Here is a 20,815-nt window from a genome sequence, read left to right as displayed (position 1 = left end):
GAAGACGATAATCAGGCGCTGAGCCAGCCCAGCTTAATCACAAACAGAATTGACAGCACGATCAGCGCCGCGTTCAGGTCGCGGGTGCGTCCGGCCAGCAGTTTTACCACCGTCCAGGTGATAAAGCCGAAGGCGATGCCGTTGGCGATAGAGTAGGTCAGCGGCATGGTCAGCGCGGTGACGGTGACGGGCGCCGCGACGGTGATGTCCTTCCAGTCGATTTCCGCCAGGCCCGAGGTCATCAGCACCGCGATAAACAGCAGGGCGGGCGCGGTGGCGAATGCCGGCACGCTGGAGGCCAGCGGCGCGAAGAACAGGCTGAGCAGAAACAGGATGCCCACCACGATAGCGGTCAGGCCGGTACGGCCGCCGGCGCTGACGCCCGCTGCCGACTCGATATAACTGGTGGTGGTGGAGGTGCCGAGCAGCGAGCCGAACAGCGCGGCGGCGCTGTCGGCGATGAGCGCTTTACCCATGCGCGGGATATTGCCCGCCTCGTCGGTCAGGCCGGCGCGTTTGGTTACGCCTATCAGGGTGCCGGAATTATCGAACACGTCCACGAACAGGAACGCGAACACCACGCTTACCAGGGAAATATTCAGCGCGCCGCGAATATCAAGCTGCAAAAAGGTCGGCGCAATGGACGGCGGCATGGAGATCACGCCGAAAAATTGGCTGTAACCCATGGCGATGGACAGGAACGTCACCGCCAGGATGCCGATCAGCACCGCGCCGGGCACCCGGCGGGCTTCCAGCACTACAATCAGCACAAACCCCAACATGGCGAACAGCGGACCCGCTTTGCCTAAATCGCCCAGGCCCACCAGGGTGGCCGGATTGGCGACCACGATGCCGGCGCCTTCAAGGGCGATAATGGCCAGGAATAACCCAATCCCGGCGGCAATGCCCGAGCGCAGCGGCAACGGAATGCTGGTGATGATCCACTCGCGGATCTTGAAAATCGACAGCGCGAAGAAAATCAGCGCCGATAAAAACACCGCTCCCAGCGCAATCTGCCAGGTATAACCCATATGTAAAACCACGGTATAGGTAAAGAACGCGTTTAGCCCCATGCCCGGCGCCAGCGCGATCGGGTAGTTGGCGATAAAGCCCATCAGCGCCGAACCGATGGCGGCGGCCAGACAGGTGGCGACAAACACCGAGCCTTTATCCATACCGGTGGCGCTCAGGATCGACGGGTTAACAAACAGAATATATGCCATTGCCAAAAAGGTGGTCAGCCCGGCCAGAATTTCGGTTCGTACGTTGGTACGATGGGCCTTTAATTGAAATAGTTTTTCTAACATGGGAGTTTTCTCATTGAAGTTGTCTGCACAGCCAAAGCAATCGCTATGCCACTATTGCAACCGCATGCCAAAGGCGGCAATGGGTGAAGCAGGCGCATTATATAGGTAATTCTAAATTTGCCGCAGCAAAAACGTAATCGGTTGCGCGGACGGCGGCACCATAAGCGTGCCGTCGCCGCACCATTAAGGTGCGTGGGCGCCTTTATGGTGCGCGGCGCGGCCGCTCCGGTGTGGCGCCAGGGTCGCGGCCACCCTCGGCAGACTTGCGTGACATCACATTTCCGCACGTCTTTTTGACCTCTCTCACGCTTCACGCATCAGAAATCAACCCTTTCTTGAACATTTTTTTCACATTATCTATACATAGCGGTGTAATTTATTTCTTTCTTATGAAATAAATTACAGCGATTCCCGGGCTCGTGGTTCCGTTGTTGTTTCGCCGTCGCGGCTGAGCCAGGCCAACCCATCGTTTTCCGGGGAAATACCATGATAAAACACCTGCTTGCGTTGACCCTTTTTCTTGCCGCCCTGGTCGGCGGCGCCCAGGCTGCGGCTGACGACGGCCCCCAGTTTCGCTGCAAGCCGGGCGAAACCTATTATATGAATGTGATGGTCACCGGCGTGGAGTATTGGTTTCCGGTGTATGAGATGTTCAAACAGGCGGCGCACCAGCTGGGCTGTAAAACGGTGTATGGCGGCACGCCGGCGTATGACGTCAACCAGCAGTTGGCCAGCTTTGAACAGGTACTGGCGCAAAAACCGGCCGGCATTTTTTTGCATCCGATGAACCCCGATCCCTTTATCGAGCCGATTAACCGGGCGGCGGAGGCCGGCATCCCGGTGGTGACCTTTGCCGCCGATTCGCCCAACAGCAAACGCGTCGCGTATATTACCTCCGATAACTTTCGCGAAGGCCGCGCCGCCGCCGACCTGATGGGCAAAGCCATTAACGGCAAAGGGGAGTACGCGGTGCTGGAAAATCCCGGCCAGGACAATCACGACCGGCGGGTCAGCGCCTTTATCGACGAAATGAAAACCCATTACCCGGATATCAAACTGGTGGGCCGCGCGGCGACCAATCAGGATCCGTCGAAAGCCTACAACGCCGTACTGTCTATCCTGCAGGCGCATCCCAACCTGTCGGTGCTGTTTATGCCGGAAGCCAGTTCCGCCATCGGCGCCGCCCAGGCGGTGGTGGAAAACGGCGGTAAGGTTAAGGTGATAACGGTGGACGTGAACGCCAAGGTGCTGGATATGATCAAGGCGGGCCAGGTGTTCGCCGCCATCGATCCCAACCAGGGGGTGCAGGGCTATATGGGATTTATGACGCTGTTCCTGGCGGCGCATCCTGACCTGATCGATCCGATGAATGATGCCAAACGCACCGGCGCCAACCCCTTTTCCTTCCCCTTGCTGGATAACGGCTATGCCGTGGTCACCAAAGATAACGCCGATGATTTCCGCTGGGACGGCTATTTGAAACGCCGGGGCACCAAAGGAATTAATGAGTAGGGTACCCGCCACGCCGGCGCGTGGCGCGCCGGTTGTCTGCGACGCGTTCACGCGCGGGAAGTTCGCCATGTCATTACGTTTAACCCTGAGGGAGAGGCCATGTCAGCACCCCTAGCTTTACGGCTTAGCGGCATCAGCAAATCCTTTGGCCCCGTCAAGGCATTGGATAACGTCGAGTTTGCCCTGGCGGCCGGGGAAATCCACGCCCTGGCGGGAGAAAACGGCGCGGGAAAATCCACCCTGATGAATATCATCGACGGCATCATCAAACCCGATGCCGGTCGCATCTGGGTGAATGAGCGGCCGGTTGCGATCCACTCTCCCGCCGACGCCCAGCAGCTGGGCATCGGTCTGGTTCACCAGGAAATCGCCCTGTGCCCTGATATTTCCATTTATGAAAATATTTATATGGCCCATATCAACGGGTCGGGAAAGTCCTGGATCAATCATGGCGCATTGCGCCGCCAGGCCCAGGCGGTGATGGACAGGCTGGCGCCGATCCCGGTAACCGCCCGTGTCGGTAGCCTGCCCTTATCGCAGCAGCAGCTGGTGGAAATCGCCAAGGCGCTGACGCTTGACTGCCGCATTCTGATTCTGGACGAACCGACCGCGGCGCTGACCGAGCCCGAGGCGCAGCGGCTGTTCGCCATCGTTCGCCAACTGCGCGCGCAGGGCATGGCGGTGATTTACATCAGCCACCGCATGGCCGAAATCTTCTCGCTGTGCCAGCGGGTCACCATTATGCGCGACGGCCGGACTGTGGGCTGTGAAAACCTCGACGCGCTGACGCCGGACCAGGTGATTACCCGGCTGGTGGGGCGCGAACTGACCCGCCTGTACCCGCCCAAGCGCGCGGACTGCCGGCATCTGGCGCCGGTGCTGGCGGTCGAGGGGCTCTCCGACGATCGGCGGTTCTTCGATATTTCCTTCCAGCTGCGGCCAGGGGAAATCCTGGGCATCGGCGGCCTGATGGGGTCCGGGCGCACCGAAATCGCCCAGGCTATTTGCGCCATCGATGCCCTCAAGCGCGGCACGGTGTCGGTAAACGGCGGGGCGGTTCGGCTGCGCCATTATGCCGATGCCGTGCGCCTGGGCATGGCTTATCTGTCGGAAGACCGCAAAGCGGCGGGATTGTTTGTCGATATGCCTATCGATTGGAATATTTCATCGCTGGATATCGCCGCCGTCTGCGGCCGCTATGGCCTGCTCAGCCGGGACGCCGAACGGCGGCAGGCAGAGAGGCTGGGGCGGGAGGTGTGGCTGAAAAAAGGCCGGCCCGGCGATCCGGTGTCCTCGCTTTCAGGCGGCAACCAGCAAAAGGTGGCGCTGGCCAAAGTGCTGTCGGTCAAGCCCGCCATTCTGTTTCTCGATGAACCGACGCGCGGGGTGGATATCAGCGCCAAGGCGGAAATTTACCAGATTTTGCATCTGCTGGCGGAAAGCGGGGTGGCGCTGGTGGTGATTTCATCCGAACTGCCGGAATTAATCGGGCTGTGCGATCGGGTGCTGGTGGTGCATGAGGGCCGTATCGGCGGCGAGGTCGCGGGCAATATGCTGACGGAAGAGAATATCATGCGTCTCGCCGCCGGCGCGGCGGCTTAACGACAGGGTAGCGCGGTAACGTAAGAGGTAACGCCATGACCATTAACACGTTTTTATTATCGGCAAAAGGCGTCAAAGCGCCCCTGCGCTGGTTCGGCGCGGTTTTCCGGCAGCGGGAAGTGGGCCTGACGGTAATCATCATGCTGATTTTCATGATTATGAGCTTCACGTCGCCCTATTTTCTGACCTGGGCCAATATGAAGGCGATGCTGCTGTCGTTTTCCATCGAGGGTATCGTGGTGGTGGGCATGACCATCCTGCTGATTGTCGGCGGCATCGATTTGTCCGTGGGGTCGGTGGTTTGCCTGTCGATGGTGGTGGCGGGGCAGTTGTTCCTGTCGGGGCTGGACCCCTGGACGGCAAGCCTGGCCGGCATCGCCGCGGCGGCGCTGGTGGGCCTGCTGATGGGACTGACCGTCACGCGGATCGGGCTGAGCCATTTTATCGCCTCGCTGGCCGCCATGGTTATCGTGCGCGGGCTGTGCATGATTATCACCCAGGGCACGCCGCTGTCGCTGTTTACCTTGCCCGCCACGTTTAAGTTTGTCGGCCAGGGCACGGTATCGGGCGTTCCGTTTGTGATTATCCTGTTCTTTATCCTGGTGGTGGCGTTCGATTTCCTGCTGCGCAAGGCCGCGGCGTTCCGCAAGGTGTTTTATACCGGCAGCAATGAGCGGGCCGCGGCGTATTCCGGTATCCGCGTGAATAAAATCAAGCTGCTGGTGACGGTGCTGACCTCCACCCTGGCGGGTCTTGCCGGCATTATCTATATGGCGCGCCTGGGTTCCGCGACCCCGACCTTTGGCGTGGGCATGGAGCTGAACGTGATAGCGGCGGCGGTGATCGGCGGCGCCAGCCTGAAGGGCGGCACCGGCTCTATCCTCGGCGCGGTGTTGGGCGTGGCCCTGCTGTCCATCGTCACCAGTTCGTTAATCCTGATCAATGTCTCGGTTTACTGGCAGGATTTGATTAAAGGCCTGATATTGCTGGCGGCGGTGTCAATGGATCATATTATGAATAAATACCGCAGCGCCTGATCGTTTCTCTACTTCGCGATTCCGGGAGTGATGTTAATGGATAATTTTATCGAGCCGCCGTCGTTTACCCTGACGCGCCAGATCTACCGGGTACTGGTGATGTATTACCTGGACGGTAAAAAGCAGTCGGAGATAGCGGAACACACCCATTTATCGGTGGCCACCGTTAACCGGATGATCCGCCAGGGCAGGGACACAGGCATGGTGGAGATTACCATCCGCTCGCCGTTTCTTTCCGCCCATCAGCTGGAGCGGGATCTGGCGCGCATCGGCGGACTGCAGGACGTGGTGGTGGCGCCCAACGTGACAGGCGGCGACGACGCCGATTTGCACGTGGTGGGCGCGGCGGCGGCGGATTTCCTGCTCAGCCGCGTCAAGGACGGCGATACCATTGCCCTCACCGGCGGCAAGGGCGTCAGCGCCATGGTGGACGCCCTGTCCACGCCGCGCCGGTTTCGCGTCGACGTGGTGCCCGCCCTGGGCTGTGTGCAGGGCAAACACTATACCGACGTCAACCATGTGGCGTCCGAACTGGCGGCCAAACTTGGCGGCAAGGCGTATCAAATCCACGCGCCGCTCTTTGCCGATACGCCTGCGCAGCGGCAAATGCTGATGGAGGTCAGCCAGGTGCATCAGGTGTTGCAGCAGGCGCGCGAAGCCGATATCGCCATCGTCGGCCTGGGATCGATCCATGCCTCCAGCTCCAGTTATTATGATTTAAACCCATCGGTGCGGCATGCTCAAGCCAGCGTCGAGACCAGCGGGGCGCGCAGCGAGGTGCTGGCGCATCTGCTGGACGCGCAGGGACAGCCCGCCTGTTTTGCCGATAACCAGCGGCTGGTGAGCCTGACCCTGGAAGAACTGCGGCATATTCCCTTTTCGTTTGCCGTGGCGGCGGGCAGCGATAAAATCGAACCGGCCAGCAGCGTGCTGCGCGGACGCTATCTCAAGGGCATCGTCACCGATGAATCCACCGCCGCGGGCATTATCGAACTGTCGTCGCCGGATCCTCAACAGGAGGCAGCATGTTAAACAGCACGAATTCCACGGAAGACCCGCAGGCGGCGACCCTGTCCGACCGCGCCGGGCGCCTGGCCGAGCTGCGCCGCCGCCGCGCGACGCCGGTGCTGATCGTCGGCGGCGGCATTAACGGCATCAGTACCTTCCGCGAACTGGCGCTGCAGGGCATTCCCGCCATTCTGGTGGAGCAGGGGGACTGGTGCCAGGCGGCCAGCGGAGCGCTGTCGCGCATGATCCACGGTGGGCTGCGTTATCTTGAGACCGGTGAGTTTGCCCTGGTCAAGGAATCGGTGGTCGAGCGCGACCGGCTGCTGAAAAACGCCCCGCACTATGTAATGCCGCTGCGCACCACTGTGCCCATTGATTCCTACTGTTCCGGATTGGTGAACGCCGGCAAGCGCTTTGTCGGCCTGACCGAGCGGCCGTCGCGCCGGGGGGCCATGGTGATCAAGGCCGGCCTTTCGCTCTACGATCTGTATACGCGCGCGCAGGGCGCCATGCCACGCCATCGGCTGACGGGCGGCGGCGAAACCCGTCGCCAATGGCCGGAATTCAACGATTGGGTCAAATGCAGCGCCACCTATTATGACGCCTGGATCAACTATCCGGAGCGGCTGGGGATCGAACTTATCGAGGACAGCGAACGGGCCAATCCGCAGGCGCTGGCGATCAATTATCTTAGCCTGGCGGGCATGGACGACGGCGTGGTGACCCTGCGCGACGGCCAGAGCGGCGAAACCTTTACCCTGGCGCCGGAACTGGTGATCAACGCCACCGGCGCCTGGATTGACCGGCTTAACGGGGTGCTGAGCCCCGCGGCCCCGGCGCCGCGGCTTATCGGCGGCACCAAGGGGTCGCATCTTATCGTGCGCAACGCCCGGCTGCTGGCGGCGTTAAACGGCGGCATGGTGTATTACGAAAACCAGGAGGGGCGGGTATGCATTCTGTTTCCCTACTTCGGCAATGTGCTGGTCGGGTCTACGGATATCCGCACCGACGATCCGGACGACGTGATTTGCGCGGAGGATGAAAAGCGCTATATCCTCGACTCGCTGCGCTTTGTCTTTCCGCGTATCGCCATCGCCGACGAGGAGATCCTGTATACCTTTTGCGGCATCCGTCCCCTGCCGGTGAGCGATACCACCGTGAACGGCCGCATTTCCCGCAATCACTCCCTTAAGGTCATTCCCCCTGCGCCCGGGCGGCCGTTTACCACCCTGTGCCTGGTGGGCGGGAAGTGGACCACTTTCCGCGCCTTCGGCGCCCAGGCGGCGGATCTGGCGCTGCGCCACCTGGGCGAGCGGCGCCGGGTGACGACGGAAGACCTGGCCATCGGCGGCGGCCGGGATTTACCCGGCCAGGCGGAGCGACCGGCCTGGATCGGGGAACTGGCGGCGCATTATCATAGCGATGCGGCGCGGGTGGCCCAATGGGTATCCCGTTACGGCGGCCGCGTGACCGCGCTGCTGGATTTCGTCACCCGAACGCCCGATCGTCCGCTGCGCCATCATCCCGGCTATACGGTCAATGAGCTGCGCTTCCTGATCGCCCGCGAGCAGGTGGTGAGGCCGGAAGATGTGCTGGTGCGCCGCACCGCCATGGCCATCGCCGGCGAACTGACCCCTGAGCTTGTCGCCGAAGTCACGGAAATCGTGGCGCAGGCGCTGGGCTTAAGCGACGATGAACGGCGCGCCAGCCTTGCCGCCGCCCTGGAGAGCCTTGCCGGGCGTCACGGCCTGGCGCGGCTGGCAGCGCCCGCGCCGCAACCCATCCCCCATCCATCCGCCCAAGGAGCGCACGATGTCATTCAATCCTAAAGCCCGCATGAGCCGTCTGTTCCGCCAGGGGCGTTGCCTGGACGTGGCCATCGATCACGGTATCGCCAACGAGCCGGATTTCCTCGTCGGCCTGGAGGATATGCCCGCCGTGATGGCCAGCCTGGTCGCCGCCGGGCCGGACGCCATCCAGGTTAATTACGGCCAGGCCGATCTGCTGGCCGGGGTCGACCAGCCCGGCAAGCCGGCGCTGGTGATGCGCGCCGACGTGGGCAACGCCTACAACAGCGCGCGCCATCGCGAGATGTGGGCGGTGTTGCACAATCCGGAGGAGCCGATCCTGGCCGCGCTGCGACTGGACGCGGCGGCGGTGGTGGTTAACCTGTATATGATCCCCGACGAACCGGGCATTTTCCGCCAGTGCGTGGAAAATATCGGCCGCCTGCGCCATGCCTGCGATAAATACGCCATGCCGCTGATGATAGAGCCGCTGGTGATGGCCCCGGCCGGGCAGGGCGCCGCCTACGCCTCGATTGGCGATGTGGAGAAAATCGTGCCGCTGGTGCGCCTGGCCCGGGAACTGGGGGCCGATATCGTCAAGGCCGATCCCACCGACCGGGTGGAGGATTTCCACCGCGTGGTGCAGGCCGCCCGCTGCCCGACGCTGGTTCGCGGCGGCGGCAAGGGCCGGCTGGAGACGGTGCTGGAAAAAACCGCCGGCCTGATGGCCCAGGGCGCCAGCGGCATGGTCTATGGCCGCAACGTGTACCAGCACAGTAATCCCGCCCAGGTGGTCAGGGCCCTGATGGCCATTATCCACCAGGGCGCCGACGGTCCCACCGCGTTTGAGATCTACCGGCGCGGCCAGGCCGGTTCCGGCGCTTAAGCCGTGCGCCATCGTACCCTTCTCTGTGGAGACGTTATATGGACGCATGTCTGTTAGGTATAGATGCCGGTAATACCATGATCAAAGCCGTGCTGTTCGACCTGCGCGGCCGGGTGCTGGCGGTGGCGGAGCGCGGCGGCGCCACACATCAACCCCGCCCCGGCTACGCCGAACGTCCGCTGGCGGATATCTACCAGGGCGCAACGCAGGCGATCCGCGATTGCCTGGCGCGCGCAGCCGTTGATCCGCGTAAGGTTATCGCCGTGGGCGCGGCGGGTCACGGCAACGGCCTGTATGCGCTCGATCAGGCAGGGGAGCCGCTTATCGGCATTCAGTCCATCGACAGCCGGGCCGCCGGCCTGGTGCGGGAACTGGAACAGGCGGGCCTTGCCGGGGCCATTTATCAATGCTGCCTGCAAAAGCCCTGGGCCGCGGCCACGCCGGTGCTGCTCAGCTGGCTGAAGCGCCATGCCCCGGATCTGTACCGGCGCATCGGCACGGTGCTGTTTGCCAAAGACGTGATCGGCCATTTCTTAAGCGGCGTCGCGTCGGGCGAGGTCTCGGACGCGGCGGGATCGGGCCTGCTCAATTACCGCACCCGCCAATATGATGCCGAACTGATGGCGCTTTATGATCTGGCCGATGCGCTGCCGCTGCTGCCGGCGCTGCGTGAATCCTGCGATATCAGGGGACATGTCACCGCGCGGGCGGCGCGGCTTACCGGCCTGCCGCGCGGCATCCCGGTGGTGGCGGGCATTTTCGACGTGGTGGCCAGCGCCATCGGCTCTGGGGTGGTGCATACCGGCGAGGCGTCCATAGTCGCCGGCACCTGGAGCATCAACCAGGTGGTCGTGGACGCGCCAAATTACCGGCGCCCGGTATTTATGAATTCCATTATTGAGCGGGACCGCTATATGGCCATCGAAGCCAGCGCCACCTCCGCCGCCAACCTGGACTGGTTTATCCGCGAGTTCGACGACGGCCGCGACGGCGGCGGCGCGGCGCGCTGCAGCGCCAGCGTCGCGGCGGTCAAGCCCAGCGTCCAGTTGCCGTTATACCATCCCTATCTCTACTCCGGGCGCAAGGACGGCCCGGCGAAAGCCGGTTTTTACGGCCTGAACGGCTGGCATACCCGCGCCGATATGCTGTTTGCGCTGTTTGAAGGCGTCACCTTCGCCCATCGCGCTCATATCGACCGGCTGCGCGCCGCGGGTATCCCCTTTACGCGGGCGACCCTCTCGGGCGGCGCGGCGCGCAGCTGCATCTGGCCGCAAATGTTCGCCAATGTGCTGGGCATCCCGATTCGGGTGGCGGACTGTAGCGAAACCGGCGCGCTGGGCGCGGCGATTTGCGCCGGGGTCGGGGTGGGAGTCTATGCCGATATGTCGGCGGGCGTGGCCCACGCGGTCACCCTTACCCCGACCGGCTACCTGCCGGACGAGGCTTTGCACGCTTTCCATTCCACCCGCTACCGGTTGTTTAAACGCCTGGAGCTGGCCATGGGCGATCTGTGGGACGAGGAAGCCGACGGGCGGGAAACGCCGTCCGCGGCCGCCACCGCCGCGCCATCCTGACGCGGACGCGTCCGGATCGGGCGGAGCTGTTTGTCGCCGGGGCGCGCTCAGGCCGGGAGCGCCGCCCGCTTTCCTGGCGGCGACACCGCGCGTCCGATCATATCGTCTCGTGAGCGCGGGGACACCGGCGGTAAACTTGTGCGCAGGCAGGGACAAATCTGCTAATCTTGGGGTACCGATTCATACGGGATGCCCATGCCATGTTTAATAATCTTGCAGTCTGCCAGGCGGTATTGAACGCGCTGCCTGACGCCACATTCCTGAAAGATGAACAGCAGCGGGTGGTGTTCCTGAATCGCAAAGCCTGCGAATTATTCGGTAAATCGCCGGGGGAGATGCTGGGGCATTCTCCGCTGGCCGGCCTTGACGATAAGCTGGTGGACATCATTACCGAGCGGGATCGTTACGTTCTGGAAACCGGTGAAGACGTGGAATACGAACATCAGATGCTGAACCGGAACAATGGGCAGACGTCGATGATGGTGCGCTGCTCGCGCATTATCTTTCATGACGTGCCCTATGTGCTGGTCTCGCTCAATGATATTACCATCCTGCGCGAATCCGAGGCCCAGACCCGTTACCTGGCCTACCATGATATCCTGACCGGACTGCACAACCGCACCGCGCTTTATGAACAGCTCAACCAGGTGGTGGTGCCCGGGGTCGGCAAGCATGCCGGCGGCCTGCTGCTGCTGATGGATCTCGACGGTTTTAAAAATATTAACGATACCTACGGCCACCAGGCCGGGGACTTTGTGCTGTGCGAATTTGCCCGCCGGCTGCAGGGCGTGGCGCCGGAGGCAAGCTTGGTCGCCAGGATGGGCGGCGACGAGTTTTCCCTGCTCACCGATAACCCCCTCGCGAGCGCCCAGGCGGAAGACTTGTGCCGCCGGATCGTCAACCTGACGCAAACGCCGTTTACGCTGACCGGCGCGTCGCCTTTTGTCACGGTATCGGTGGGCGTGACGGTGATTACCGAGGCGGTTATCACCGCCGGCGAACTGCTGCGCAAGGCGGACGCCGCCCTGTATGAGGCGAAACGGCAGGGTAAAAACGTGCACTGTTTCTATTCCGAGTCGCTCGACGCCAGCCTGAGCAGCAAGCGGCGCATGGAAAAGGCGCTGGCCAACGCCCTGTCGTCGGGCCGGGATATTACCTGCGCCTACCAACCGCTGATTCGCGCCGCCGACAACCATATTATCGGCGTAGAGGCGCTGGCGCGGTGGCATGACGAGGAGCTGGGCGAAATTTCCCCGGTGCAGTTCGTGCCCCTGGCCGAGGAAACCGGGCTGATTATTCCCCTGGGCAAGTTTATTCTGCGCCAGGCGTGCCGCGAGATGCTGCGCTGGGGCGATTTATCGCTGTCGGTCAACGTGTCGCCTATTCAGCTGCGCGACGGCGGATTCGCCCGTATGGTGCTGGCGCTGCTGGCCGAGCTGCGTTTCCCGCCGGAACGCCTGGAGCTGGAACTTACCGAAACGGCCATCATGAATTCCGATGCCAACAGCAAACATCAACTGGTCCTGCTGCGCGAGGCGGGGGTGCGGATTTCCCTGGATGATTTCGGCACCGGTTATTCCAGCCTCAGCCTGCTGAAAGATATCGTCGTCGACAGCGTAAAAATCGATCGTTCCTTCGTGCAGTTCGTCACCCAGTTAAAGGACACCGCCGCCATCGTCACCGCCGTCTCCCACCTGGGGGTAAAACTGAACCTCGAGGTGATTGCCGAAGGGGTGGAGACGCCCGAGCAGCAGCAATTTCTGGTGGACGCCGGCTGTACCCAGCTGCAGGGGTTCTTATTTTCCAAACCGCTGTCGGAGGAAAAACTGGAGCAACTGCTTGGCGATATCTCCCGCAGCGGCCAATTGGACGGGGACAACGAGCGGGAAATCAAAGGCTAGCCCCGGTAATGAACCTCGGCGCCAGGGCCATGCGCGGCGGCGGCCTTAGCCATTCGCCATGGCGCTGAGCCATCCACCGTGCGGCGCAGCGCGTCCAGCAACACCGGCAAAACCGGGTTATCATTATCGTCGCGCCAGATAAGCGACAGTTCGCTAAATATGCGTTCACCCAGCTCGATTTCCCTGAATACCACATTTTCAAAACGAATACGCGCGGCGCAGGCCGGAACCAGCGCTAGCCCCATGCCCCCGTTTACCAGTGACAGAATGGTGACGGTAGAGCCGATTTGGTGTACGTAGCGGGGCTGGACGTCGTTTGCCCTGAATACACCGGCGAAGAGTTCATAAAAAGGCTGCCAGGACGAAAGCGCATACGTGATAAAAGGTTGCCGATCCAGATCCCGCGGTACTATCTTCTCTGCCAAGGCCAGCGGATGGCCGCGCGGCACGGCCAGGACAAAGGGTTCCTTTAGCAGGCTTTCGCATAGGTAGCCGTGCCGGCTGTGGCCGGCGCGTACTATGCCGATATCGACCTGACGTAACCGTACTCCCTCCAGCTGCTCGGTGGTGGGCATCTCCCGCAGGTTGATATCAATTTGCGGGTGGCTTAACTTCACCCGGTTGATCACCCCCGGCAGGAATTCATATACCGCGCAAGATACGAAACTGATAGTAATAGCACCGATCTCGCCCAGCGCGATCCGTTTGACATTGGCGACGGCGCTTTGCGCACGTTCCAGTAAATAATTGGCCTCGATAAAAAAGGCCCTTCCCGCCGGTGTCAGGATGACGGAACGGGTAGTGCGTTCAAAGAGTTGCACTCCCAACTGATGTTCCAGCAATTGTATCTGCCGGCTGAGCGGCGGCTGGGTCATATTTAACCGCTCCGCGGCCCGCCTGAAGCTCAATTCCATCGCCACCGTGGTGAAGCAGCGTAACTGGCCTAACTCAAACATTGATTCAATTCCCGTATTAATCCATGCCCTGAATGAAATAGACAGTATTAGTCGCCCGGGACAAGATAACAGCTGGAGCCGCTGGAAAAACGTGCGATACGGGACACTTTGATGACGTCACGTCAGTTTTATTCTTGACCGTCATGGCCTCATCCGTGATTCGTCCACGCCGGCGCGTGTTTTTACCCACCTAGCAAGGAAAAACCATGGCGCAACACATCATCGGGGGCCAGCGCCCTTCATCCGATCATATCCGCAGTATTACATTATCCTCCGTCAACGTGCCGTTAAACATTGCGGTCAGCGATGCCAAAGTCCTTACCGGGCGGCAGAAAGCCTTAAAGGACGTGGCGTTACTGTTTGCGCAAATCGACACCGAGCAGGGCTTCAGCGGACTGGGCTTTACCTATACGCTACGTACCGGCGCGCCGGCGCAGTTTGCCCATGCCAGGGAGGTGGCGCCGGCATTAATCGGCGAGGATCCCAACGATATCGCCCGCCTGTGGAGCAAGCTGATCTGGGCCGGGGCATCTGTCGGGCGCAGCGGCGTGGCGACCCAAGCCATTGCGGCCATGGACACGGCGCTATGGGATCTGAAGGCTAAACGGGCCGGACTAACGCTAGCCAAGCTCCTGGGCGCCCATCGCGATGAAGTGCGGTGTTATAACACCTCAGGCGGCTATTTACAGGCCTCGGTGGAGGAAATCATCGACAAGTCGGCACAGTCCCTGGCGCGCGGTATGGGCGGCATCAAAATGAAAGTGGGGCATCCTGACCGCAGGCTGGATCTGCGTCGCGTCGAGCAGGTGCGCAAGGCGCTGGGGGATGACGTGCCGCTGATGGTGGATGCCAATCAGCAATGGGATCGCGCCACCGCCCTGCGCATGGGAAAGGCGCTGGAGCAGTTCGAACTGCAGTGGATAGAAGAACCGCTTGACGCCTATGACGTCGAGGGACACGGAGCGCTGTCGGCACAGTTGATTACGCCTGTCGGCACCGGCGAAATGCTCACCAGCGTCAATGAAGTGGCCGAGTATATCAATACCGGTGCGGTTGATTTACTGATGCACGATGCCCCGCGCATCGGCGGCATTACCCCCTTTTTGAAAATAGCCGCGCTGGCCGAAAACCGCGGCCTTATGATGGCGCCGCATTTTGTCATGGAAATTCACCTGCATCTGGCCGCCGCCTACGCCCATGAAACCTGGGTCGAACATTTCGAATGGCTTGAGCCTGTATTTAACGAACGCTTTATCATCCGCGATGGCCATATGATGGTACCTGACCGACCTGGACTGGGTTTTACGCTGCATGAGCAATCCGCCGCATGGACTGTCGCGCGGGCTACCATCGATAAAAGGGATTGTTAATCACGCCGAAACGTACCCTACAGCAAAAAAATAACCATGGGAGCATACCCACATGTCATTGGAAAACAAGGCAGTCGCTAAGGTAAAAAAATCCAATATTCGGTTTATCATCCTGGGCTTTATCTTTCTGGCCACGGTGTTTAATTATGTCGATCGGGCCACCCTGTCCGTTGCCGCTCCATTTATGAGTAAGGAACTGGGTTTTGACGCCAGCACTATGGGGTGGGCGTTTTCGGCGTTTGGCTGGGCGTATGTACTGATGCAGATCCCGGGCGGCTGGGTGCTGGATAAACTGGGGGCGAGGTTAGTCTATGGCGTTGCCCTGATCGTCTGGTCGGCGATTACGGTGTTACAGGGTTACGTCTATTTGTTTACCTCGCCGTTTATTATTCTGTTTGTCCTGCGCTTCCTGATGGGCGCGGTGGAGGCACCGGCGTTTCCGGCCAATAGTCGCCTGACGGTGCAATGGTTTCCCAATAAGGAACGCGCGTTCGCCACGTCCATTTATTCCGCGGCGCAATATATTTCCCTGGCGCTTTTTACGCCCCTGATGACCTGGATCCTACAAACGCTGAGTTGGCATTATATTTTTTATTATATTGGCAGCGCCGGCATCGCCATCGGTCTCGCCTGGCTGTGGTATGTGCGCGATCCGGTGCGGCATCGGGACGTTAACGCCGCCGAGATAGACTATATCCGTTCCGGCGGCGGTATTCCCGATCTGAGCGCGGCGCGTAACGCCTCGGCAATCAACATGCGGCATGTCAAGGCGCTGGTTTGCAACCGAATGATGGTGGGGGTGTATATCGGCCAGTTCTGCCTCACGTCGATTACCTGGTTTTTTCTGACCTGGTTTCCCACCTATCTTTACCAGGCGCGGGGTATGACCATTATCAAAGTGGGAATGGTGGCGTCCATTCCCGCCGTGGCCGGTTTTATCGGCGGTATCCTGGGCGGATTGTTTTCAGATTACCTGCTCAGGAGAGGATGCAGCCTGACTTTTGCGCGTAAAACGCCCATCATGGCAGGGATGGTGCTTTCAAGCGCGATCGTCGGCGCCAATTTTGTGAGTTCTGATATTGTCGTGGTGTTTGTCATGAGCGTGGCGTTTTTTGCCAAGGGATTCGGCAATTTGGGCTGGTGCATATTAAGCGACACATCCCCCAAGGAAGTGCTGGGCATTGCCGGCGGATTGTTTAATTTTTTCGGTAATATCGCCAGTATTATCACGCCGTTGCTGATTGGCTATATCCTGTCGGCCACCGGTTCGTTTGATTACGCCATTTTGTACGTCGGATTGATGGGCATCACCGGCACCTGCGCCTATCTTTTTATCGTCGGTCCGCTTAAACGGTTAGAGATAAACGAATAGCGGGATCGCAACAATGGAAAAAAAACGGCCCGCATCGCTGCGGGCCGTCGATAATGCGACACTTGAATCAGAACTGATAAACCAGGCCCAGGGCCACAACGTCGCCGCTGTTGACGCCAAGGGAGTTATCGTCGTCGATGCGGTTGATAATGTAATCAACATAGGTCGACATGTTCTTGTTGAAGTAATAGGTGGCGCCGACTTCGTAGTATTTAATCAAGTCAACGTCGCCGATGCCTTCAACGTCCTTAGCCTTGGACTGGGTATAGCCGATGGACGGACGCAGACCGAAGTCGAACTGATATTGCGCCACCAGCAGGAAATCCTGGGTTTTGTTGGCAAAGCCCACCACGTCGACGCCGGCCGGGGTCGTGCCGTCGATATAGGTGGCGTTACGGGTTTCGCCATAAGTGGCGGCCAGATAAAGGTTGTTGGCGTCATATTTCAGTGAGGTCGCCCACTGTTCGGCACGGTCGCCCTGGCCAACGGTGGCCAGGTTCTGGCTATCGGTGCGATCCGAGGAAGAGTAAGCGCCGACAACGCCGACACCGATGGGCGAAATATACGAAATTGAACCGCCGTAGCCGTCGCCGTTCGAGCGGGCGATATCCGACCGATCGTTTTTACCCTGGTACTGCAGGGCAAAACCCAGGCCGTCGACCAGGCCGAAGAAATTGGTATTACGGTAGGTGGCAACACCCGTGGTACGGCCGACCATAAAGTTATCGGTGTAGGCGGTTTCACCACCGAACTCCGGCAGCATATCCGTCCAGCCCAGGGCATCGTACACCACGCCGTAATTACGGCCGTAGTCAAATGAACCGTAATCGGCAAATTTCAAGCCGGCAAAACCCAAACGGGTTTTGGTGCCGTCGGTGGCATCGTCGCCGCCCTCGGTTTTGTTAGCCTGGATGTTATATTCCCATTGGCCATAACCGGTCAGCTGATCGTTGATTTGTGTCTCGCCTTTGAAGCCGAAACGCACATAAGACTGATCGCCGTCGGACGCGTAGCCATCGTCATCGGCAAAGTAATGCAGACCGTCCACTTTGCCGTACAAATCCAGTTTATTGCCGTCTTTATTATACACCTCAGCCGCGCTGGCTACTCCCGACGCTAACAAAGCCGGGATCATCACTGCAAGGATGCTATATTTCATCGAAATGATACCTTATAAAGTATTTTTATTTAATACGGGCCTGTGCCCGCGCCACTGCCTGAACACTGGAGATAAGGATTTGTTGCCTTGGCCTTTTTCATCCCGTGGCCAAGGCGGAAGCGCATCGAGTAGACACAGGAAGCACCAATGGGAGAAGAAATATTAACGCTATTTATTTAAAAAGCGAAACGCAAAATATGAAATTTTGTGATCGGTGTTTAACTATTGTAATCAAAGACGTTGGTTTGCAATTAATATATAAAAGTTATATGACACTAAATGTCAAAAATAACACTTACGGCTAAAAATGACATTTTTATACAGGATGGTTTTTCAATATATTATTAAAAGTAACTATTTGTTATTATGTGGATAATAGCATCAAACGTTAAAAAAGGCACCAGAGGATAATTTTGGCACAATATGTTAAAAAGATTCCTAATAGTATGGCAATTGCCATTTAAGGTCAAAAATAGCATTTATAGTTCACGCGAAAGATTTAACACTGCTTATATCTCAGGCGAGAATTGTCATTTTATGTAAAGTCGCTGCATGTCGCGTCAAAAAAAGCATTAACTGTCATAACAGCATGATTAATGAATAAAATAATAGATAGAATCTTGGGATTAAACAGGGAATAATCGCTTTAGTTATTTCTCTTTTATCGGGGATTCTACCGCGATATAAAGATTTTGAGGCATAAGGTTTTTTATGAACCGATCCGGGATTATTGGCGATTTGCTGGCCTGGCTGGAAGAGCAGTTGGACAAACCCCTATCGCTGGACGACGTAGCCGCCAGGTCGGGTTATTCCAAATGGCATTTGCAGCGAAAATTCAAAGAGACGACGGGCCAGGTGCTCGGCGCGTATATCCGCGCCCGGCGTCTGTCCCATGCCGCCATGGCGCTGCGTCTCACCAGCCGGTCGCTGGCGGACATTGCGCTGCAATATCATTTTGAATCACAGCAAACCTTTACCCGCGCGTTTAAAAAGCAGTTCCAGCAAACGCCGGCCTTTTACCGGCGTTCGTTGCGCTGGGATTTTTTCGGCATCCAGCCGCCGATAGGCCGCGCCTCCTGCGCCTATGCCCCGGCTGAAATCGTTATGCTGCCGGCGCTGAGGCTGGAAGGCATTACCCGCAGCTACACCTGCACGCTGGAGCAGTTAAGCCGTCACCGTGCCGAGCTGCGCGCGCAGTTCTGGCGCACTTTCCTGGAAGAGGCGCAAAGCAGCCCGCCGGTGGTTTACGGCCTGTGCTACTCGCGTCCCGCCGTTGATAAGAACGGTGAAAACGAAGTGTTTTATACCACCGCCGCCGAACCGGCGTTTTTGCCGGTCAAAAGCGATAATCTGCAGGAACTTTCATTGAACGCCGGCGATTATGCCTTGTTTACCTACCTGGGGCCGGCCGGGGGGCTGCAGGGATTTATTATGGATCTCTACAGTGTCTGCCTGCCGCTGATGCGCATGGTGCGGCGCGACGGCTATGATATCGAACGTTTCCACCGCTGGCCGTCATCCAGTAACGATGACGGCAGCGGCGAAATCCACTGTGATTACCTGATCCCCATTCTGCAGACTGCCGCCGCCGACGTCATGCCAGTACAGGGACCGGCGGCGTAACCGGATGTGCGTGTCTTACGGGCCGGCTAGAACTGATATACCAGGCCCAGCGCCACGACGTTGCCGCGGTTACGGCTTAGCTGGTTGTCCTCGTAAATACGGTTAATGATATAATCGACATAGGTCGACATGTTCTTGTTGAAGTAATAGGTGGCGCCGACTTCATAGTATTTAATCAAGTCAACATTGCCGATGCCTTCGACGTCCTTCGCTTTGGACTTGGTATAGCCGATGGACGGACGCAGACCGAAGTCGAACTGATATTGCGCCACCAGCAGGATATCCTGAGTCTGGTTGGCAAAACCCGTCACCCCGACGCCGGCCGGGGTTGTGCCGTTGATATAGGTGGCCCTGCGCGTTTCGCCATAGGTGGCGGCAAGATAGATATTATTGGCGTCATATTTCAGCGACGTCGCCCACTGTTCCGCGCGCTTGCCCTGGCCGTAGGGAGCAAGATTCTGGCTATTGGTGCGATCCGAGGAGGAGTAGGCGCCGACAATGCCGACACCGATGGGCGACATATACGAAATTGAACCGCCGTAGCCGTCGCCGTTCGCGCGGGCGATATCCGACCGATCGTTTTTACCCTGGTATTGCAGGGCAAAACCCAGGCCGTCGACCAGGCCGAAGAAATTGGTATTACGGTAGGTGGCAACACCCGTGGTACGGCCGACCATGAAGTTATCGGAGTAAGCGGTTTCGCCGCCGAACTCCGGCAGCATATCCGTCCAGCCCAGGGCATCGTACACCACGCCGTAATTACGGCCATAGTCAAATGAACCGTAATCGGCAAATTTCAAGCCGGCAAAACCCAAACGGGTTTTGGTGCCGTCGGTGGCATCATTGCCGCCCTCGGTTTTGTTAGCTTGTATATTATATTCCCATTGGCCAAAGCCGGTGACCTGATCATTGATTTGGGTTTCGCCTTTAAAACCGAAACGCACATAGGACTGATCGCCATCGGATGCATAGCCGTCATCACCGGCGAAATAATGCAGGCCGTCGACTTTACCGTACATATCCAGTTTATTGCCGTCTTTGTTAAATACTTCGGCCGCGCTTGCGGCCCCCGACGCGAGCAGGGCCGGGATCATCACTGCTAGTAGGGTATATTTCATCGGAGGGATACCTTATAAAATATTTTTATTTAATACGGACGTGAGCCCGCGCCACTGCCTGCATACCGGAGATAAGGGTGTGTTGCCCTGGCCTTTTTCATCCCGCGGCCAGGGCGGAAGCGCATCAAGCAGACACAGGAAGCACCATTGGGAGATAAAATAATAACGCCTTTTTTTTAATAAACGGAACGTTAAATATTAGGTTTTGTGATCTCGTCATAAATATTATAATTCACTGCTTTAAAGGAAATTAATAAAAAAAACTTAAGCGGCATTCAGCAAGGTATTGGATATTACGGCAATAATCAGATTTTTTCACTGAATAGGTAGTTACTGGTATCCATAGGGTAATCAATTGTAATTGCGCTATTAATGGTATTAAAACTTTACGGCGGGCATGCCGATATAGGCTGCCTGGTCCGGGGGGGATAATTTTAACGCATTTATTCATGGGTATCTTAAGCCGAAACAAGCAATGAATTTTAAATAACAATTTTTTTTAATGAATATATTCTTGTGTTATCAAATCATGGGATGCAAAGCCGGCGGTAATCGGCCGGCGGTGACATTGTCAGCAACCGGGTGCGGGAATATATGCGCCTG

At 58.5% G+C, this 20,815-nt stretch carries 15 protein-coding genes; 11 read left to right on the top strand and 4 right to left on the bottom strand.

Going from position 1 to position 20,815, the window contains the following annotated elements; all coding sequences use genetic code 11:
* Window positions 1–11: 11 nt before the first annotated feature.
* Window positions 12–1,307: an NCS2 family permease gene (locus tag ACL2XQ_RS16750; RefSeq protein ID WP_410014403.1), complete on the bottom strand. Its 1,296-nt coding sequence runs from the start codon at window positions 1,305–1,307 to the stop codon at window positions 12–14.
* A gap of 486 nt (window positions 1,308–1,793) precedes the next feature.
* Here ACL2XQ_RS16750 and ACL2XQ_RS16745 point away from each other — a divergent pair, with 486 nt between their 5' ends.
* From ACL2XQ_RS16745 to ACL2XQ_RS16710, 8 genes are all read left to right on the top strand, one after another.
* Window positions 1,794–2,819 carry a substrate-binding domain-containing protein gene (locus ACL2XQ_RS16745; protein WP_410014404.1) on the top strand — a complete coding sequence of 342 codons (1,026 nt, stop codon included), beginning with the start codon at window positions 1,794–1,796 and terminating at the stop codon, window positions 2,817–2,819.
* Window positions 2,820–2,918: 99 nt separating this feature from the next.
* The gene (locus ACL2XQ_RS16740; RefSeq protein ID WP_413739469.1) at window positions 2,919–4,421 is read left to right on the top strand and encodes a sugar ABC transporter ATP-binding protein; all 1,503 of its coding nucleotides are present in this window, start codon (window positions 2,919–2,921) and stop codon (window positions 4,419–4,421) included.
* Window positions 4,422–4,456: 35 nt separating this feature from the next.
* Window positions 4,457–5,458, top strand: coding sequence for an ABC transporter permease (locus ACL2XQ_RS16735; RefSeq protein WP_413723219.1), 1,002 nt, complete (start codon window positions 4,457–4,459; stop codon window positions 5,456–5,458).
* A 36-nt stretch (window positions 5,459–5,494) separates the two neighbouring features.
* On the top strand, window positions 5,495–6,490 hold the full coding sequence (locus ACL2XQ_RS16730; RefSeq protein WP_413723218.1) for a sugar-binding transcriptional regulator: 996 nt from the start codon (window positions 5,495–5,497) through the stop codon (window positions 6,488–6,490).
* The gene (locus ACL2XQ_RS16725) at window positions 6,484–8,295 is read left to right on the top strand and encodes a glycerol-3-phosphate dehydrogenase/oxidase (protein ID WP_413739468.1); all 1,812 of its coding nucleotides are present in this window, start codon (window positions 6,484–6,486) and stop codon (window positions 8,293–8,295) included. Before ACL2XQ_RS16730 ends, ACL2XQ_RS16725 begins: the two co-directional genes overlap by 7 nt.
* Window positions 8,279–9,139, top strand: a complete 861-nt coding sequence (locus tag ACL2XQ_RS16720; protein ID WP_410014409.1) for a class I fructose-bisphosphate aldolase — start codon at window positions 8,279–8,281, stop codon at window positions 9,137–9,139. Before ACL2XQ_RS16725 ends, ACL2XQ_RS16720 begins: the two co-directional genes overlap by 17 nt.
* A 38-nt stretch (window positions 9,140–9,177) precedes the next feature.
* On the top strand, window positions 9,178–10,713 hold the full coding sequence (locus ACL2XQ_RS16715) for an FGGY-family carbohydrate kinase (RefSeq protein ID WP_410014410.1): 1,536 nt from the start codon (window positions 9,178–9,180) through the stop codon (window positions 10,711–10,713).
* A gap of 200 nt (window positions 10,714–10,913) precedes the next feature.
* Window positions 10,914–12,614, top strand: a complete 1,701-nt coding sequence (locus ACL2XQ_RS16710; protein ID WP_413723215.1) for an EAL domain-containing protein — start codon at window positions 10,914–10,916, stop codon at window positions 12,612–12,614.
* Here the strand turns inward: ACL2XQ_RS16710 and ACL2XQ_RS16705 are convergent.
* The gene (locus ACL2XQ_RS16705) at window positions 12,611–13,570 is read right to left on the bottom strand and encodes a LysR family transcriptional regulator (RefSeq protein WP_413723214.1); all 960 of its coding nucleotides are present in this window, start codon (window positions 13,568–13,570) and stop codon (window positions 12,611–12,613) included. The genes ACL2XQ_RS16710 and ACL2XQ_RS16705 overlap by 4 nt on opposite strands.
* A gap of 206 nt (window positions 13,571–13,776) precedes the next feature.
* Between ACL2XQ_RS16705 and ACL2XQ_RS16700 the strand changes: the two genes are divergently transcribed.
* Both ACL2XQ_RS16700 and ACL2XQ_RS16695 read left to right on the top strand, forming a co-directional pair.
* Window positions 13,777–14,940, top strand: a complete 1,164-nt coding sequence (locus ACL2XQ_RS16700; protein WP_413739467.1) for an L-talarate/galactarate dehydratase — start codon at window positions 13,777–13,779, stop codon at window positions 14,938–14,940.
* A 52-nt stretch (window positions 14,941–14,992) separates the two neighbouring features.
* On the top strand, window positions 14,993–16,312 hold the full coding sequence (locus ACL2XQ_RS16695) for an MFS transporter (RefSeq protein WP_413723212.1): 1,320 nt from the start codon (window positions 14,993–14,995) through the stop codon (window positions 16,310–16,312).
* A gap of 67 nt (window positions 16,313–16,379) precedes the next feature.
* Here the strand turns inward: ACL2XQ_RS16695 and ompF (ACL2XQ_RS16690) are convergent, their stop codons facing one another.
* Window positions 16,380–17,471, bottom strand: a complete 1,092-nt coding sequence (ompF, locus tag ACL2XQ_RS16690) for a porin OmpF (protein ID WP_410014412.1) — start codon at window positions 17,469–17,471, stop codon at window positions 16,380–16,382.
* 711 nt (window positions 17,472–18,182) lie between these two features.
* Between ompF (ACL2XQ_RS16690) and robA the strand changes: the two genes are divergently transcribed.
* Complete coding sequence (gene robA, locus ACL2XQ_RS16685) at window positions 18,183–19,094, top strand: MDR efflux pump AcrAB transcriptional activator RobA (RefSeq protein WP_410014413.1); 912 nt, start codon at window positions 18,183–18,185, stop codon at window positions 19,092–19,094.
* Between the two features lie 26 nt (window positions 19,095–19,120).
* Here the strand turns inward: robA and ompF (ACL2XQ_RS16680) are convergent, their stop codons facing one another.
* Window positions 19,121–20,212 (bottom strand): porin OmpF, encoded by a 1,092-nt coding sequence (ompF, locus tag ACL2XQ_RS16680; RefSeq protein ID WP_410014414.1) that lies wholly within the window; start codon window positions 20,210–20,212, stop codon window positions 19,121–19,123.
* Window positions 20,213–20,815 lie beyond the last annotated feature (603 nt).

The organism is Sodalis sp. RH14 (genome assembly GCF_047324285.1).
Classification (GTDB): Bacteria; Pseudomonadota; Gammaproteobacteria; order Enterobacterales; family Enterobacteriaceae; genus Acerihabitans.
Note: the sequence above shows the minus strand (reverse complement) of the source record. Positions and strands in the feature narration are given on the sequence as shown.